Origin of the sequence: Ruegeria sp. TM1040 (genome assembly GCF_000014065.1) — a bacterium.
In the GTDB taxonomy this organism is placed as follows: domain Bacteria; phylum Pseudomonadota; class Alphaproteobacteria; order Rhodobacterales; family Rhodobacteraceae; genus Epibacterium.
In genome coordinates this window covers 869,353-887,520 of record NC_008044.1, presented here as the reverse complement: position 1 = coordinate 887,520, position 18,168 = coordinate 869,353, and the positions used below count along the sequence as shown (strand labels likewise).

Here is an 18,168-nt window from a genome sequence, read left to right as displayed (position 1 = left end):
GGTGTCTACCGCGCACCTCTTGCAGCGGCTCAGCTTCGCGACCCAGACGATGCCCCAACACCTTTGACTTCCATAGGCCTGCGCTTCGAGGTTCCTATGATCAGTGAATTTCCTCGCACCAATGGGCCCAAGGTGAGCATTAAAGATCGCATCATGGTTCGAAAACACCATGTGTGTCGCTGGCGGCCCAATGACGCGAGGATAGGCTTACGTATTCCTCGTGTCTTGTTCTCAAAGAAAATCGCGAAAAGTATCAGCATCCGGCACTTGGAGTATCTGGTTGGTTCACCTGAAGTGACGCAATGATGCAGAGTTTTGAACGATGGGCATCACGTTGCCCGTCTGCGCCAAGTCACCTCGCGCTGAGGCGCTGTTGCATCACATTCCTCAAACTTTGATCAGCTACGCGCGTTTCAAAATGCCCAATAGGGTCGACGCATTCGAGCACCCGGCGCAACCCGAGTCAGGCCCTCAAAGGGTCTTTTACGTCCCGGTTGCCTGAGTGTCGTCGCCATCAAAGTCGGACCAGTCTGTCTGCTCCGGGACAAAGGGCTCTTCGACCTCGGTGGCCTCCCACTCGATGTCCTGTGCATCGCCCCAGCTTGTGGGAGCAAGCGCCTCTGATCCGGCGTCCTCGCCCACATCCCCAGCGCCCGCGGCAGGGGTCCGCGCCGTATTTGCCGTCTGGAACCGGGCCACCAGATCCGCAAGCGTCTCCGCATCCGTGTTCAGGAGCTGGCTCGCCGCAGTGGCCTCCTCGACCATGGCAGCGTTTTGCTGGGTCACCTGATCCAGCTGGTTCATACCCGTGTTGATTTCCAAGAGCCCCGTGGATTGCTCCTGCGCACCGGTGGCGATCCCGGAAATCAGCTCGGAGACATGACTCACGCGGTTCAGGATGTTGTCCAGCGCCTCACCGGCCTTGCCCACAAGATCAACACCACGCTCCACCTGTTTCGAGCTGTCGCTGATCAGATTCTTGATTTCCAGCGCCGCATCCGAAGAGCGCTGCGCAAGGCCCCGCACCTCGGAGGCCACAACCGCAAAGCCACGCCCCGCCTCCCCGGCCCGGGCCGCCTCGACACCGGCATTGAGTGCCAAGAGGTTAGTCTGAAAGGCGATATCGTCAATCACCGAGATGATCTGCGCGATCTTGCCCGAACTCTGTTCGATCTCGGTCATCGCCGAAACAGCGCTGCGCACGATATCGCCACTGGCTTCGGCCTCGCTGCGCGCCTCGTTCGAGGTGCGTTCCACATCGCGCGCGCCTTCCGCGGCAGAGGTCACGCTGGCCGTCATCTCATCCAATGCGGCGGCGGTCTCTTCGAGCGTCGCGGCCTGGCTTTCGGTGCGATGCGACAGGTCCTGCGAGGCCTGGCTGATTTCCGAGGCGCCGTTGCGAATGGAGGCAGAGGTGTCGATCACCTGGCCGACGGTGTCATTCAAGGTGTCGAGGGTGCGGTTGAAGTCGAGCCGCAGCCGGTCATAGCCCTCGCCGAGTTCTTCGTGGATGTGGCCGGTCAGATCCCCGCTGGAGAGCCGCTCCAGCCCCGTGCCCAGCGCCTCGACCGCCTTGGCCTGCACCCGTTCGCGCTCCTGCCGTTCGGCGGCCGCCATCTCTTCGAGCTCTTCTTTTTCGACGATCCCATCGCGGAACACCGACAGCGAGCGCGCGATCCGGTAAATCTCTGTACTGGTGCGTTCAAACCCGGTGACAGGGCTGCGATCCCCCTCCGCAAGCCGTTCCGTGCTCGCACTGATCCGGTTCAACGGACGCAGGATCAGAAGCTGAATAACGGAAAATATCGCAAGGAAACACACGCCTGCAACAGCGGCTGAGACAACTAGGTCCCGCACCATCAACTCGACTTCATCAAAGATTTCATCCGTCATCACATCGATTTCACTGAGTGTGCTGGCGGTGAACTCCGCAGCGCGCTGGGAGATCGCCTCGACCGAAGTGCGTGCATTGAGGGTGGCCGCGTCTGATGCTTCTGCAGCTTTGATGCCTTTGATCTGAAGAGCTGCGAGGCCCGTTTCGGGATCATTCAGATCGCTCAGGCGCGAGAGGAACTCGACAACCCGCCCATCGCGAAAATCCTGATACTTTGCAAAAAGGGCGCCTGCTTCAACCATTCCCTTCTCGGCGTCACTTACGCTGGCTTCGTCATCGGAAGTAGCCGCATCAAGAGCGGCAACCTGGAACATGTTGATCGCGATCCCGATCTCAACCAGCTCTCGCAGAAAGCCCACCTCATTGGTGAGCAGCAACTCGAGCGCATCGCCGTTCGCATCCTTCGCCGCGTTAACCGATGCCAGCAAACTGCGCATCTGGGCGTTGATTGCCGTATCAATGGCTTTTGCTGTGTCGGCGCGGGCGCTCAATGCAGCCTTGCGCAGGGTTTCGGAGGGAAACAGGCTCTGCGCCAGCACCGTCTCGAGCGTAAACACAGCCGTAATCAGGAGTGAGGTGTCAAAAATCTCGGGAGCGCGTTCGCTGATAATGTCGGTGATTTCCAAGAGACGGTCGCGCGATTTTTCAGCCATGGCCTCTATCTGGGCCAGGGTCTCGGGGTCTTTGGTCCCTCCGGCCGACACGGCGGCGCCGGTCAGCAGATTGAGTTCGGCCTGGGCCTCCAGCAGGAGCGATTGATTGTAAAAATCCACCTCGACCAGGCGCGTGACCGTATTGTCAATTTTCTGATCTGTCGCCTCGGCGCCCTGTCGCAATTCGATGGCGGCAGAGCGCGACAGTTCCGCCATGACGACGCTGAGTTCGCTGATGATGCTTTGCATGTCGCGTACTCTGGCCTCAATCTGGTCATCACTTGCGAAAGTGACCCTGCGGGCCTCGGCAAGATCCGCAAGAGCCTGAGACACCTCATCAAGGCTTGCGGAAAACTGGGGTTCGATATCGTCGTTGAGCTCTGCAATCGCACTGCCCAGCGCCGTGCGCGCGGCGTCCACCTCGCCCATGGCCTGATCGATGCCCGCGGCATTATCCACCACCAGCATGGTAATCATGCTGTCTTTGGCCATATCGGCCGCAAGGGTGATGTCTTGCGAGACTTCGAGGTCGGGAAGGTTTTCGTCATTCAGTTCGGTAATATGCCCGGAGACCTGCATGAGCAGCCCATAAGTGATATAACCAAATAGGGTAATGCCCGCGGCCAGAAGCACCAAGACAGCACTGAGTTTAGAGCGCACACTGCGGAAAATACCAAATTTGCGGCGAGGTCTTGATTGGACTTCAGACGGATCAGACATTTTCACACTTCACTTTTTGACCAAACGGCGCGCGACGCGCCTTGATGTGACTGAACATGAAAACTGACTGTGTGCCCGCAACGAAGGCCGAAGGCCCGGACCTTAGGCCATCGGTTCTTTGACCGACCGTTCCCGGATTCGCAGCTGAGGTTTCACTTGCTCATCAGAAACCCTGCGCCACAGCGCTTAATGACTAATAAATCAGCAATATAAAAACCCGGAATCAGAGTTTTTTTATCCTAGCGTTGCGAAGCGCTTATGGTTCACTCTCAAATTTGGCAGGCTAATCTACGATCCAAAGCCGACATCTTTTTACACCTGTGATGGAATACACGCGACGCTTTTAGGAGGCACTTATTCAGGGCTTTGGTCGCAGGCCTTCTCATTGCAGCATCAAGCGTGTCCGGATTGGGCCTTCCTGCGGGTTTTGCGGTAAAATATAAAAATCATTGACTCCCAATTTGATCAAAATGCAAGCTGGAAGAGCAGATGCCAAGAGGAGCCGTAAGACGCCCTCGGCGTTCATTTTGAAATATTTCAGGCTTCAAAGGGCGTGAATGACGTCCTTGCGGCCAACAAGAGACGTTTGCATGATCAAAATTGATGGCCTAACCAAGATATTTGGCGAAGGCGCAGAGGCTTTCACCGCATTGGATGATGTTTCTCTCACCATTCAATCCAATGAATTTTTTACGCTCCTTGGTCCTTCCGGCTGCGGAAAAACAACGCTGTTGCGCATGATTGCCGGGTTTCTGGATCCCACTCGTGGTCAATTGATGCTCGACGGCAAAGACCTTTTGCGACACCCCCCGCATCAGCGCCCAGTCAATACGGTGTTTCAATCCTATGCGCTGTTTCCGCATATGACCGTTTCAGAGAATATCGCCTTTGGACTTCAGATGCTTAAGCGACCGAAGGCGGAAATTGCCGCAACCGTCTCGGAGATGCTGGAGCTGGTGCAGATGACGGCGATGGCCGACCGGAAAACCGCGCAGATTTCCGGTGGTCAGCAACAGCGCGTGGCGCTGGCCCGTGCCCTCGCGCCGCGCCCCAAGGTCCTGTTGCTGGACGAGCCTCTCTCCGCACTCGACTTCAAACTGCGCAAGGAAATGCAGCTCGAACTCAAACGGCTTCAGCATGAAACCGGCATCACTTTTGTCTTTGTCACCCATGACCAGGAAGAAGCGCTGACGATGTCGGACCGCATCGCGGTGATGAATGCGGGCACCATCCGGCAGATCGGCGGGCCGCGGGACATCTACGATCATCCGGCCGAGCGGTTCGTGGCCGACTTCATCGGCGACACCAATTTTCTGAAAGCCCAGATGGTATCTTCCACCGAAAGCGGGGCCTTGGTCCGGCTCGCATCGGGTGAGGAAATCCTGGCCAAGGCTCCGGAAGGGGGCGCCCATTCCGCAGGACAGGCGGTGACATTGGCGGTGCGCCCTGAACATGCGAGGCTTTGCGAACGTACAGACGCGCTGTTGATCGGAACCTTGGACAACGTGGTCTATTTCGGCACCGACACCCACTATCACGTCACAATGGAAGGGGGCGGCACTTTTATCCTGCGGCGGCAAAACCAGCCGGGACAAACGCAGACCTTGGCGATCAATGACACGGTGGGGGTGTGCTTTGCGCCTGACACCGCGCAGATCCTGAAGGATTGAGCCCATGCAGGATCCCGCTCTCACTGCCCCGCCCCACCCCGATCCGCGCGCCCGGCGCGAGCGGCGCAGCCGGTGGTTGCTGCTCACACCTGCACTTGTAATCCTCAGCCTTGCCGCAAGTGGGCCATTGCTGGTGGTGGTGATCTACTCATTCCTCACCCCCGGTGATTACGGCGGTGTTGAATGGCGCTTTACGTTGGAGCCCTGGTTCAACGTGGTGGCCGAGCGGGACTTTTTCACCGAAGAGCTGCAACTGGCGGACGCGCATCTTCTGGTGTTCTGGCGCTCTATCAAGCTCTCGCTGATGACGGCGTTTCTCTGTCTGATCGTGGGCTTTCCCACCGCCTATTTCATCGCCACGCGCCCTCAGCACCGCCGGGACATGTGGATGCTGCTGATCATGATCCCTTTCTGGACCAATCTGTTGATCCGAACCTTTGCGATCATGGAGCTCATTCGCAACCAAGGCACCATCAACACGCTGTTGATGGCCAGCGGGCTCATTGATGAGCCGATCCAGATGCTGTTCACAGAGTTTTCGGTTCTGATCGGGATGACCTATGTCTATCTGCCGCTGATGATCCTGCCCATCTATGCCTCGATGGAGCGGCTCGGTTTCGATTTGGTGGAGGCGGGCTATGACCTCTATGCCAGCCGACTGGACGTACTGCGGCGCATCATCTTCCCCTTGGTGAAACCTGGCGTTGTGGCTGGCTCCATTCTTGTCTTTGTGCCCTGCCTTGGCGCCTATGTCACCCCACGCGTGCTGGGCGGCGGCAAGCAGCTGATGCTGGGCAACCTCATTGAGCTGCAGTTTGGGCAGTTGCGCAACTGGCCCCTTGGCGCCGCGCTGGCGCTGACGCTTTTGGCGGTGGTGATGGTGGCGCTGGTGTTCTACGTGCGCGCCATCGGGCGGGAGGGCGAAAGCGATGTCTAAAGGATTTGATGTTCGCCGCCAGACGGGCTTCACAGCCATCGCCATCGCCTGCTTTGTGCTGCTGTACCTGCCGATTCTACTTCTAGTCGCCTATTCCTTTAACGCTGGCGACTCCATCGCAATCTGGGAAGGGTTTTCCTGGCGCTGGTACGCGTCGGCCTGGGATAACGAACAGGTCAAGGATGCCACGATCCGCTCTCTGATCCTTGCGACCTGCGCGTCGGGTGTCGCAACCACCGCAGCGGTTCTAGCGGCACTGGCCACCACCCGCAGCAAGCCCTGGCGCGGGCAGACCGTGGTCTTTGCAATGGTCAATCAACCGTTGATGGTGCCAGAGATCGTCACCGCGGTCTCGCTCCTCATTGTGTTTGCCAGCATCAAATCCTTTACCGGCTATACCGGGCTTGGCTACCTGATCCTCGCACATTCGGCCTTTTGCATTCCCTTTGCCTATATGCCGGTGCGTGCGCGATTGCAGGGCATGGATCTGAGCCTCGAACACGCGGGCGCTGATCTGTATGGCACACCGTTTCAGGTCTTTCGCCACATCACCCTGCCCCAGCTCTGGCCTGGAATTCTCGCCGGAGCGATGCTGGCCTTCGTGATCTCTCTTGATGACGTGGTGATCACCGAGTTCGTCAAATCCGCCGGACAGGACACCTTGCCCACATATATGCTGGGACAATTGCGCCGTGTGGTAACGCCCGAGATCAACGCCATTTCCACCGCCCTATTGGCGATCTCGGTCCTGATGGTGACCGCTTTTTACTTTGTGAACAAAGTCCGAAAATAACTCCAAAACCATGAGCCAGAGACAACTGGCCGCCCATAAACCCAACATCCGACAGGAGAAATGACTTATGAGACATCTGATTGCAGCCACAACGCTTGCGACCGTCTCCGCGACGGCGGCCATGGCGGAGGGGCAGTTGAATATCTACAACTGGGGCAACTACACCAGCCCGGAATTGATCGAGAAGTTCGAACAGGAGTTCGACATCGACGTCACCATCACCGACTATGACAGCAACGACACCGCACTGGCCAAGATCAAGGCAGGTGGGCATGGCTTTGACATCGTGGTGCCGTCTGGCACCTATGTGCCGATCTTCATCGGCGAAGGCCTGTTGATGAAGTCGATGCCCAACCAGATGGAGAACTTCAAGAACATGGACCCGCGCTGGGTCGATGTGGATTTTGATCCTGGCCGCGACTACACCGTGCCTTGGCAATGGGGCACCGTGGGCGTCACCGTCAATACTTCGGTTTATTCAGGCGACATCAACTCGGCGGCACTGATCTTTGATCCGCCAGAAGAGCTGAAGGGCAAGATCAACGTCGTTCCAGAGATGCTCGACGTGATGGGCATGGCCATTCACTACATGGGCGGAGAGCAATGCACCGCCGACAAGGACATGCTGGCCAAAGTGCGCGATAAACTGGTCGAGGCCAAAAAGGACTGGCTCTCCATGGCCTATGGCAACATCGAGAAGTTCGCCAAGGGCGACCTCGCGGCTGGGGTCAATTGGAACGGCGCCTCATTCCGGGCACGTCTGCAAAACGATGACATCGCCTTTGGCTATCCACAGACCGGGTTTTCGATCTGGATGGACAACGCCGCGATCCTCGCGGATGCGCAGAATGTCGACAATGCCAAACTGTTCCTGAACTATATCATGGCTCCGGAGAACGCAGCGCTTCTGTCCAATTTTGCCCGCTACGCCAATGGCATCAAAGGATCTGAACCCTTTATGGATGCGGCCATGGCAGAGGCCTCCGAGGTGGTTATTCCCGACGAGCTCAAAGATGCCGGCTATCTCGCCAAGACCTGCCCACCCGACGTGCAGCGGATCTATTCCAAGATCTGGACCGAAGTGACCAAATAACCCCGCAGAAGGGGCGTAACAGCCCCGGGGCGCGCCAAATCGGGGCGCGCCCCCACCCCAAAACTGGACTCCGCGTGATGACCATCCCTCCTCAGACCGTGATCCTGAACGGTCGCCTGATCACCTTTGACCCCAAAAGCCCCTTTGCCGAGGCGCTCGCCATCACCGACGGGCTGATCTCTGCGGTGGGCACCACCGCCGAAATCCGCGCTCTTTCCGCGCCCTCCACTCGCGTGATTGACGCCGCCGGGAGCACCGTGTTGCCGGGATTTATCGACAGCCATGTGCATCTCTTTGGCGGCTCAGTCGAACTCGCGTGCCTGGATCTCACGGGTGTTCAGGGGGAGACAGAACTGACCGAGGTCGTGCGCGAATGGGCCGCCAAGAACACCGAAGATCGGCTCGTCTTTGCGGTTCAGGCCGATTACGCCATTCTGGGTGAAGGTATCAAAACCACCCGTCAGGCGCTGGATCGCGTTTTGCCCGATCGTCCCTTTGCCATGTATGCGCCCGATCATCACACGGTCTGGGCCAATACCGCCGCGCTGGAGGCCGCAGGGCTTCTTCATGGTGCAGAGGTCGAAGCGGGGGCGCAAGTGGTGATGGGCACCGATGGCCGCGCGACGGGCGAACTGCAGGAGCCTTCCGCCTATGCGCCGGTGCTGCGCATGACCCGCCACGCAGGTCGGGACATGATGGGGCTGGTAACGGGGGCCGACCCGGTACCAGCAGCCACGCCCGCCGAACGCGCGCTAGACAAGGCAGCTTTGGAACGTGGCCTCAAACACTGCGCCAGCCACGGCATCACCGGGTTGCACAATATGGATGGCAATTTCTATCAGCTCGAACTGCTCTCCGAGATGGAGCGGGACGGCACGCTCTTATGCCGTACCGAAGTACCTTTTCACTACAAGAGCCCAGATCCGCTCGACCGGTTTTCCGAAGCGCAAGACATGCGCCAACGCTTCAACAGCGATATGGTCTGGTGCAATCGGGTAAAGATGTTCATGGATGGCGTTGTTGAGAGCGGCACCGCCCTGATGCTGCGCCCCTACCCCGGCACCGATCATATCGGCGACGCGGTGTTTGAGCCGGAGCACTTCAACGAAGCCTGCATCCGCGCCGACGCCTTGGGGCTGCAGATTGCCACTCATGCGATTGGCGATCTGGCCGTGCGCCGCACACTCGATGGCTATGAGGCTGCCCAGCGCAGCAATGGCCAACGTGACAGTCGCCACCGGATCGAACACATCGAAGTGCTGCACCCCGACGATCTGCCCCGTTTCAAGGCCCTGGGCGTCGTCGCCTCGATCCAACCGGGGCATGCACCCTTTGGAGGCTATTTCCCTCCATCGGGCGTGGGGGCAATGCTGCACCCGGACCAGATCCCGCTCGCATACGCATGGCAGGACATCCGCAACAGCGGCGCAAAGGTCATTTTCTCGACCGACTGGCCCGTAATCCCCGTCGACGTGATGCCCACGATCAAGGGCGCGGTTGCGCCGCATTCGCTCGGTGCCCCGTGGCGAGATCAATCACAGAGCCTGATGGATACGCTCGCCAGCTACACGGTCGAGAACGCATGGGTGGAATTCAATGAGGCCCGCAAGGGCATGTTGAAACCGGGTATGATGGCAGACATCGTGGTGATGGATCACAACCTTGAAGCCATGGATCCCCAGTTGCTCGATCAGTCCCGCGCAGCCTTTACGATCTGTGGCGGTCGCCTGACCTGGGAGGCTTGATTACCCCCGCAAACAGGTAAGAAAAGCCCCGAGCGTCAGAGCGACGTTCGGGGCTTTTACCTATCACTTCCAATGAGTTACTCGGCCGCCAAGGCGCTCGGCGTGGACTGTGGGGCATCAAAGCGCGACCATTTCAGATCTCCGCGATAGCGCCAGGCCAGCTTGCCCTCGTCATCCATCGCAATGAGATGTAGCCAGCCATTGTCAAAGAGTGCCCGCACGCCGGGGTGCCGCGAGAGGATCTCTGACATCGCTTCGCGTGGCGCCTCGATCACGACCGAGAGCCGCAGCGGATCATGCTGCACCTTGTCACCGTCATGCACCGACTGCCACGGCAGGCCCGCGCGGGGTGCACCGGTGTTGCCCTCAAGCACGCCGATGCCTCCGACGACGTTGTGCAACAGCTTGTTGCCGCCACCAAACTGCGCAGGCGCTACGGTAGAGCCATAGTATTGCAGGCTGATCCAGCTTGCGACCACCACCGGAGCCGTAAGGATCAGTTCCAGCACGCCGAAGCCCTCATCGCGCTGCCAGACGTAGTTGTGCAGGAACGCCTGCCCGCCAAGATCGGCGCCGCTGGTGCGTGCACGGGGGGCCGCCACAAAGGCGCGACAGCCCGCAAGGCCCCATTCCGGCCGGGTCTCGGCCCAATCGCGGGCCCGCATGTGGACCGATGCTTCGCTCGAGGCCCGGGGCAACCGCTGGGCGCGCTCAGCCCGTGCCAGACGTCCGGCCTCGGTCAGCCACCCCTTAAGCTTTCCCCGTGTCGCCTCGGAGATCTGCAGCGCATAGGAGGACAGATCCTGCTCGTAGAGCGTGACCTCATCGGTTGTGGTGTGATGCAGCGCAGGTAGGAACACCGTGTCAGAGGGGATTTCGATCCCCTGATCACGCAGGCCTTTCTGCACGTCCCGGTCGTTCAGGAGCGCCGCCAGAAGACGCGCGTTCACGTCCCCGGCATGTCCACCGCAGGCCCCACATTGAAGCGCGCTTTCATGCGGGCTGTTGGTCACATCGGCACCATGGCCCGCGAGAACCACAAGCTTTGCAAAATCGCTGGTGAGCGACATCGCTGTCAGCACCGTTTTTGCCATCTGAATGCGGGTCGCAAGGCTGATCGATGGGTCAAGCGCAGGCGCAGGCTCCGCCTTGGTTTTTCCGCCCAAGAGCAACGAGTCCCGGATCAGTTCACCTGCATAGAGCGGCCCGCTTGCTTCGACAAAGGCAAAGGAGGACACCGCGGCCAACTTGAACCGGCCCCAGGCCCGCTTGGCCCGCGCACTGTAGCGCCGGTCAAGATCAAGCTCTTCGGCCTCCTTCGCCTGTGAGGAAACGCCCGCCTGCAGCAACACAGGGCCGCGCGTCTCGACCACATCAGAGCCCGCCGCCTTGTGCGCGCTCGCGAGACCAAAGAATCCGGCAAACCCGAGGGTTTCGATCTGCCGATCCTGAGCCTCGAGCGCCCGACGGAACACCTCGGAGCGCACGTCGATACAAAAGGCCGCCTGTACCTCGGCGCGTCCCTCTACCGGTTGCACTGCCCCCGACTGCAGTGTCTCGGCAAGCCGTCTCTGTTCGGCCCGCTCTGCCGCGTCCTGCCAGATCGCATCAATGACCAGATCCGGCGTCGGCGTCACCGGCGTTTGATGCGCCGCGACCACTTCTGCCCAACGTGCGGAAATCTGGTCTTCATAAAGCGCAAAGAGCGCCTCATCAAAGACCATCCGAATGGCCAGAAGCTCGGTTACGGTGCTGTTCTGCGCGCCGTTCAGCTCGTCCTGCCACAGAAGGTAGCGACCATATTGAGCCCAGCCACCCAGCGTCATCAGCCAGCGGTGAAAGGCGGTCGACGCGGCTTCGGTGCCGAGGTTCAGCCGCTCAGACGCCCGTCCGATCGCCCGCCAATGCGAGCGGTTGGTAGCCGCCACAAAGGCGCAGAAGCCGCTCAGACCTTGAATTTCCGGCGTGAGATCGCGCGCTGCAAAATCGCGCCATGCGCTGAAAGTGCCGCCGGTCTTGGCCTGCTGCCAGAGCGCCTGCCCCTCGTCAAAATGCCCTGCGGCCCATGCGCTGATCCGATCCTCGATCAGGGCAGGCCAATCCAGTCCCGACACATCCGCCGCAAGCTCTGCGACGGTCGGCAAGGCTTGTGGAGTGGGCGATGGAACCGTCAAGGCGGCTTTGACGTCGTCAAGGCTGGGGCAGTTGAACCGCCCCTTCAGTGCTGCGAGGGCCTCGGTCAGGTCGGTCTCAGTGATGTCGCCTGCCTCAAGCTTGGCCGCCCAATGCGCCCGCTCCGGCATGATCTTGGTGCCTCCGACCCGCGCCAGCCGTGCCGCTGTCACCGCGAGCGGCTCCTCGGTTTGGCCAAGGAAGGGGTTGACCGCCACGCTCGAGGACAGCGGGAACAGGGGCGGGATGGCCTTGGCTGCGTCATTCGCGGTTGCAACCAGTTCGAGCAACGCGGCGGGATATGTTTCTAGTTTCGCAAACATTGTCTCGTGTCCTTTCAGGTTGCAGCGCGCTTGGACCAACCGTCCAGCAGCTTGTCAAAGATCGCATTGGCATAAAGCCCGTTGGTCAGATGGACCCGCAGACCTGCCGCGGCTGGATGCGTGGCCCAGAGGGGGAAGGTCGATTGTGCAATCGCCACCAGGCCGAAGCTTAGGAGAGCCAGCACCAGCAGTGCCCATTCCAGCGGTCCAGGTGCAGGGGTTGCGGGCAAGGTGCCCTTGGTCAGCGACACGGCGATCACCTGCAGTGCGAAGTAGCTCAGCGATGTGGCCAGCGCATAGACCACGGTGCGACGCATCAGGGCGCGCGGTGCTTCGTCAGCAAAGCCCTGCGCCAGAAGATAGGCCACACCAAAGATCAAGATCACACCCAGCGCGATGGCCTGCGCCGATTTCCCGTCAAAGCCAAGACCAAGCCCGACCAGCGCGTAGATCGCAATGGCGCTCAGAAAGGCCTGGGCCACATTGCGCAGGCTTGGCACCGCGACCGGGCCGGGCCGGCGGATCTTGGCGACATTGCGCACCGCTTCTCCCGAGCGCAGGAAGGCATGCGCCTTGTAGAGCGAATGGGCCACGATATGCAGCAGCGCCAGCGGGAAGAGCGCAAGGCCACACTGCATCATCATGAACGCCATCTGCGCAATGGTGGACCACGCCAGCGAGGTTTTGACTGCGGGCTGGGTGAGCATCACAAGTCCGCCAAAGAGCGCCGTGAACCCGCCCAGCATCACCAAGAGCGCCATCACCCCCGGGGCCAGAAGCATCACGTCAGCAAAGCGGATCAGAAGAAAACCTCCAGCGTTGATCACCCCGGCATGCAGGAGCGCCGAGACCGGTGTGGGCGCTTCCATCACCTCTGTGAGCCAGCCGTGCATCGGGAACTGCGCCGATGCGAGAACAGCAGCGATCGCCAGGAACAGGGCCGCGCTCATGGTCAGCCATGTGGCCGTCGCGCTTTCCAGAATGGTCGCGATGTCGGTGGTTCCGGTCGCGACAACCAAGAGCACAAATGACACTGCCAGGGCGACTTCGCTCAGCCGGGCCACAAAGGCCTTCTTGCGCGCCGCCCGCTGCGCCGTGGCGCGTTCGGGATAATGCAGCAGCAGTTGGTTCAGAAGGAGGCCGGTCATCACCCAGGCTGCAAAGACCTGTACCAGATTGCCTGCCATCACCAACAGCAGTACCGTCGCCAGAGTCGCGGCCATCCATGCGGTGAAGGCCCCCTGCCGCTCTTCACCGTCCATATAGGTGCGCGCATAGCGCAGGACGATCCAGCCGATAAAGCTCACCAGTACCAGCATCACAACGCTCACCACATCCAGCCGCACCGAGATCCCGATGCCAAGTGCCCCCACGAGCGCGGAGGTGCCGGGGCCTTCCATCGCCAGCAGCGCTGAGGACAGCAGCGCGCCGCCAAAGGCCGCCAGCGCGGACAATTCTGCCACAAGCGGCACCCGTCCCGGTCGCTTGCCCGGATTGCGCGCCGCATAAACGGCAGCGGCCAGCAGAACCAGCGGGCTGAAGAGGGGCACGAAGAGATAGGACATGATCTCACTCCTTAGAATTTCGGGTCAACGACCTGAGGAGATCAACTAGGTCAAAACTCGTGACCATAAAAATTCATTGTTTGGATGCTTTCGTTCGCTTAAATAGAACGCATGCCCCTGAACTATCATCACTTGCGTTATTTCTGGGCCGTCGCCCATGACGGCAACCTCACGCGCACCGCGCAGCGATTGAACCTGTCGCAATCGGCGCTGTCGGTGCAGATCAAAAACCTTGAGGAGCGCCTTGGTCACGCGCTCTTTGAACGCCGCGGCCGTCAGTTGCATCTTACTGAAGCCGGTCGGATCACGCTCGATCATGCGGATGCGATTTTCTCGACAGGACAAGAACTTGTGGCGACGCTCACCGGCGCTGTCCAAGAGCGAAAGGCCCTGCGCGTGGGCGCGCTGGCAACCTTGTCCCGCAACTTCCAGATCGAGTTCCTACGCCCCATGCTGGCACGGCAGGACGTGGAAATCATCCTGCGATCCGGCAGCCCAACCGAGCTCCTAGAGGGGCTCTCGACCCTCAATCTCGATATGGTTCTGATGAACAAACCTCCGCCAAATGACAGTTTGACGCGCTACGACACCCATCAGATCGGGGAACAACATGTCAGTATCGTCGGCACCCCGGCCCGACTGGATCCGACCAAATCGCTTCGCGATCTTTTGGCAGAACAGCCCTTTATCGTGCCGACAATGGACAACAGCGTGCGCACGGCCTTTGATTCCCTGGCCAGCCGTATGTCGGTGCGCCCTCAGATCGCCGCAGAGGTCGATGACATGGCGATGATGCGCCTGCTTGCCCGCGAGGACATCGGGCTCTCCTTGGTGGCACCGATCGTGGTGAAGGATGAACTAACCTCGGGGCTTCTGAACGAGGCCAAGGACCATTTGCAGATCAAAGAAACCTTCTACGCGGTCACGTTGCGCCGACGTTTCCCCAATCCGCTTGTCCAGGATCTGATCAAGATCACTGCTGATCTCGCCCCCTTTGGCCGAGGAGACTCGGAGCCATCCTAACGCGACCGAAGCACGGCGCCCAAAATGGCTTGCGCGAGGGAGGCGATATGCAAAAACGTCCACCAAATTCACAGCCCAAGGCCCCACACTGGCCTGCTGCAGTTGATCTGCGAAAAAAGATGGAGTGGATGGTGGGTGATAAGAGATTTGAACTCCTGACATCTTCGATGTGAACAACCTGCCCCACGCGCAAGCTATTGAATTCTCGCGCAAGGAGCGCTTTTTATTCGGAAAATTACACCACATACGAAACGGAATCCGGTTCACGCAAGTTCACGGAACCTAAGAGCGCTTCGTTGGCGTAACGAAGCGCTCCTACTCTGACCTTCTTACCATGTCAATTCTGACCACTTGCGCGGACGACGACGCGCGCGCCGTGCTGGAGCGTCACCTCCAAATCTCGCGAGGTGCTTGCGACCGTTCGCCGGTAAACGACTTCGGCGACCGCGAATCTCTCGAAGTGCTCATCTGAGACAATTCGATCCTTAGCGTCTCTGATTACCACGCGGTGATCGATGTGAACTTTCCCCATCGCTCGCTCCTTAGCTGTATTCAGGCGGCGTTTATACACCGCGCTTGATTACGCTTAGTTCGGCAGATCCCACGCCGTGGCGCAGCGCCACCTTGGGAAAGGCCTCATCAGGCGCGACCGCCTCGACACTCTCCGCCGGCAGCGGTCGGCAACGCGTATCTGTCGGGTCAAGCGACATGCGGAGCTCCCTTGTCAGGCCTTGCTTCGCGACTTACGATCTTCGGCTGCGTTTAGCTCTTGCGCCACCACATTGAGCAAGTTGTATCAGCGCCATAGGCATAAATCGCCAGTCCGTAGCGGCATACCGGTTGAACCTACACCATCTGTATCCAGCACGCCACGGCCACTCGATAATTTGGCGACACCGTAGGTTGGCTCCGGCCCGCGTTTCCTTCACCGTGCCGCACCATCGCAACGCTTGCACTCGGAAGGCACGAGCCTGGAGTGGCTAATCGATGGTTGATCAGTGAATGCGTCTTGAGAGACAAAATGTGTATAGAATGTCATCTAGAGAATGGTCGGCTGATTGGCCTGCGGCCGTGTCGAGCAGCTAAATAATTTATGCATTCTTAACACGATGCAGATAGGAATTTTGTGCATGTTTCAGTGACACGGTTATTTGGTGGTCAGGTAAAAAATGACAAAAAATGCACAAGCAGTTTCCAAGCCAACCTCTGCAAAACACTACCTAGAAGAAGAGCTTGATGCACTCTTCCAACAGGATGCGGAGGCTTGGCGTTTTGTTCAGCAAGGGTCGCTTGACGGGGTTTGGTACTGGGATCTTAAGCAGCCTGACAAAGAATGGATGAGCCCCGAGATGTGGGCGCTATTTGGCATAGATCCCACCACAAAGCGTCACGACCCGTCAGAGTGGCAGGACATCATTTTCAAAGAAGACCTCGAGGTTGCTCTCAAGAATTTTGAAAAGCACTGCGCAGATCCCAATCACCCCTATGATCAGATTGTGCGGTATCGTCACGCCGATGGATCGACGGTTTGGGTCCGGTGTCGAGGCATTGCTATCCGTGACGAAACAGGAAAACCCATCCGTATGTTGGGCGCGCACAATGACCTGACGGCGGTCAAACTTGCTGAGGAAAGAGCAAACACTGCCTGCAGGGAAACTGCTGCTGCCAATGAAGAACTGCGCAGCTTTGCGTATAGTATTTCCCATGATCTCAAGTCCCCCACTAATACAATGGACATGCTCCTGCGAGAGATCGCTATTGCGGACGATGGTGGCATGTCAGAAGAACAGCGCGAGCTGCTGCATACGGCGCAAGAAACGGCGAATAGAATGCGCAGCCTTGTTGATGACATGCTGGACTACACGCGGTTAATTGGCGAGGAGCCTGTGTGGGAGAGCGTTTCGCTTTACGATACCGGGACGCGTGTTCGGGATATGCTGGGATCGCTCGTGGCCGAGACAGGTGCCAAAATTTCGATCGACGAAAACCTTCCCAATGTGTCAGGCAACCCCACCCAGTTGAGGGTATTATTACAAAACCTTATCGAGAACGCCATCAAGTACCGCGATCCCTCGCGTCCGCCGGTTGTGGTTGTTTCTAAACTCCACGCTGCTGACACGAATGAAACTGGTTTTTCGGTAGCCGATAACGGCTTGGGCATAGCAGAGGGGCATCAAGACCGTGTTTTCGAGATGTTCAAACGTTTACACCGCGAAGATGAAGTTGCTGGGGCGGGTTTGGGTTTAACTCTTTGCCGTCGCGTGGCGCTAAACCATGGTGGGGATATTCAAGTCTCCTCGAAGCTTGGCCAAGGAACAACTTTCACCGTATCTTTTCCGGAGCGAAACACATGAGCACTTCATCTCCCATTGGCTCGATAATGCTCATCGACGATAACGAGATTGACCATCGCATGTGCAAACGAGTGGTCGAACGCTCAGGGTTGGTCGGGGAATTTATAACGTTTCTTTCAGCGGAAGAGGCGCTTGACCACTTGAGGCAGGCAGGCGACAGACCGGTAGTGGATGCAATCCTGCTAGACGTTAACATGCCCCGCATGGATGGGTTCGAGTTTTTGGAAACCGCGACAGCGGAATTGGGTGAACGCTTCGCACGTGTCGTCGTCATGATGCTCACAACCTCGCTCAACCCAAGAGACAAAGAACGTGCGCAACAATTCTCTGTAGTGAGAGACTACTGCAACAAACCGCTCATCATAGAATATCTACAACGATTGGCAGATATTTTGGCGAATGATCCTGAGACGGCCAAATGAAATAGACAACTCCCAAAATACGAGATGAAACGACTCCTAAATCAGCGCACGATCAAGAGCGGATCAACAAGCCAAAAAGCTCGAGAGTTTGAATGACTAATCGTTCATCGGCCATTAATCCTCGATCAGTACTCTGAGCGCTCTGTTGAGGTACTTTTGGGGGCAACTGATGCGTGTGCTACTGGCCGATGACCATGATATGGTGCGTGAAGCGATTGCCGCTTACCTCACCGCTGACGGTGAAATCGATGTCAAGGCGGTCTGTGATGCCCACGCCGCATTCGATGCTATGCAGACCGACGTATCGTTCGATCTAGTCATTCTAGACTACCAGATGCCGGGTATGAACAGTATCGAGGTCCTGAAGAGAGCTCTCGTGGCAAATGGCGGGAAAGGTGTAGCTATTCTCTCTGGTAGTGGCTCACCAGGTCTTGCAAAGGAAGTTCTTGACGCTGGGGCAGTCGGGTTTGTGCCCAAGACTATCAGTGGCCTTACTCTTTTGAACGCAGTGAAGTTTATGTGCGCTGGCGAAATCTTTATCCCGCATGACTTGCTACGCGAGAGTACAGTCGCACCAACTCACCCCCTCTTGGATGGTCTCAGCCCGCGGCAAATCCAAGTATTGGAGGGCGTGTGTAATGCCAAGACCAACAAAGAAATTGCTCGTGAGCTGGAGCTGGAAGAAGTGACCATAAAGTTCCATGTTCGAACGTTATGCAGAAAGCTCGAAGTCCAAAACCGAACACAGGCAGCTTTGGCTGCGAAGTCAGCCGGTTTGTTCTAGCTAAACTCCACTTGATGAGC

The 18,168-nt window shown here is 58.4% G+C and carries 13 protein-coding genes; 9 read left to right on the top strand and 4 right to left on the bottom strand.

Going from position 1 to position 18,168, the window contains the following annotated elements:
* Positions 1 to 483 precede the first annotated feature (483 nt).
* Positions 484 to 3,267 (bottom strand): methyl-accepting chemotaxis protein, encoded by a 2,784-nt coding sequence (locus TM1040_RS08515; RefSeq protein ID WP_011538184.1) that lies wholly within the window; start codon positions 3,265 to 3,267, stop codon positions 484 to 486.
* A gap of 590 nt (positions 3,268 to 3,857) precedes the next feature.
* Here TM1040_RS08515 and TM1040_RS08510 point away from each other — a divergent pair.
* The 5 genes from TM1040_RS08510 to TM1040_RS08490 all read left to right on the top strand — a co-directional run bounded on the left by TM1040_RS08510 (position 3,858) and on the right by TM1040_RS08490 (position 9,505).
* Entirely contained in the window at positions 3,858 to 4,937 is a 1,080-nt protein-coding gene (locus tag TM1040_RS08510; protein ID WP_044026699.1) for an ABC transporter ATP-binding protein, read from the top strand.
* Positions 4,938 to 4,941: 4 nt separating this feature from the next.
* Positions 4,942 to 5,874 carry an ABC transporter permease gene (locus TM1040_RS08505; RefSeq protein WP_011538182.1) on the top strand — a complete coding sequence of 311 codons (933 nt, stop codon included), beginning with the start codon at positions 4,942 to 4,944 and terminating at the stop codon, positions 5,872 to 5,874.
* Entirely contained in the window at positions 5,867 to 6,667 is an 801-nt protein-coding gene (locus TM1040_RS08500; protein WP_011538181.1) for an ABC transporter permease, read from the top strand. Before TM1040_RS08505 ends, TM1040_RS08500 begins: the two co-directional genes overlap by 8 nt.
* A gap of 67 nt (positions 6,668 to 6,734) precedes the next feature.
* The gene (locus TM1040_RS08495; RefSeq protein ID WP_011538180.1) at positions 6,735 to 7,760 is read left to right on the top strand and encodes an extracellular solute-binding protein; all 1,026 of its coding nucleotides are present in this window, start codon (positions 6,735 to 6,737) and stop codon (positions 7,758 to 7,760) included.
* Between the two features lie 77 nt (positions 7,761 to 7,837).
* The gene (locus TM1040_RS08490; protein WP_011538179.1) at positions 7,838 to 9,505 is read left to right on the top strand and encodes an amidohydrolase; all 1,668 of its coding nucleotides are present in this window, start codon (positions 7,838 to 7,840) and stop codon (positions 9,503 to 9,505) included.
* Between the two features lie 77 nt (positions 9,506 to 9,582).
* On the opposite strand, the gene TM1040_RS08485 is transcribed toward TM1040_RS08490, so the two are convergent.
* Positions 9,583 to 12,000, bottom strand: a complete 2,418-nt coding sequence (locus tag TM1040_RS08485) for a YbcC family protein (protein ID WP_011538178.1) — start codon at positions 11,998 to 12,000, stop codon at positions 9,583 to 9,585.
* 14 nt (positions 12,001 to 12,014) lie between these two features.
* Positions 12,015 to 13,565, bottom strand: coding sequence for a proton-conducting transporter membrane subunit (locus TM1040_RS08480; protein ID WP_011538177.1), 1,551 nt, complete (start codon positions 13,563 to 13,565; stop codon positions 12,015 to 12,017).
* A 111-nt stretch (positions 13,566 to 13,676) separates the two neighbouring features.
* On the opposite strand from TM1040_RS08480, the gene TM1040_RS08475 reads away from it, so the two are divergent.
* Entirely contained in the window at positions 13,677 to 14,588 is a 912-nt protein-coding gene (locus TM1040_RS08475) for a LysR family transcriptional regulator (protein WP_011538176.1), read from the top strand.
* 563 nt (positions 14,589 to 15,151) lie between these two features.
* Here the strand turns inward: TM1040_RS08475 and TM1040_RS20250 are convergent.
* Positions 15,152 to 15,298 carry a hypothetical protein gene (locus tag TM1040_RS20250; protein WP_166485536.1) on the bottom strand — a complete coding sequence of 49 codons (147 nt, stop codon included), beginning with the start codon at positions 15,296 to 15,298 and terminating at the stop codon, positions 15,152 to 15,154.
* Between the two features lie 459 nt (positions 15,299 to 15,757).
* On the opposite strand from TM1040_RS20250, the gene TM1040_RS19740 reads away from it, so the two are divergent.
* The 3 genes from TM1040_RS19740 to TM1040_RS08450 all read left to right on the top strand — a co-directional run bounded on the left by TM1040_RS19740 (position 15,758) and on the right by TM1040_RS08450 (position 18,148).
* Entirely contained in the window at positions 15,758 to 16,942 is a 1,185-nt protein-coding gene (locus tag TM1040_RS19740) for a sensor histidine kinase (protein ID WP_011538175.1), read from the top strand.
* Entirely contained in the window at positions 16,939 to 17,364 is a 426-nt protein-coding gene (locus TM1040_RS08455) for a response regulator (protein WP_011538174.1), read from the top strand. Before TM1040_RS19740 ends, TM1040_RS08455 begins: the two co-directional genes overlap by 4 nt.
* 169 nt (positions 17,365 to 17,533) lie before the next feature.
* Positions 17,534 to 18,148 (top strand): response regulator transcription factor, encoded by a 615-nt coding sequence (locus TM1040_RS08450; RefSeq protein WP_011538173.1) that lies wholly within the window; start codon positions 17,534 to 17,536, stop codon positions 18,146 to 18,148.
* Positions 18,149 to 18,168: the final 20 nt, after the last annotated feature.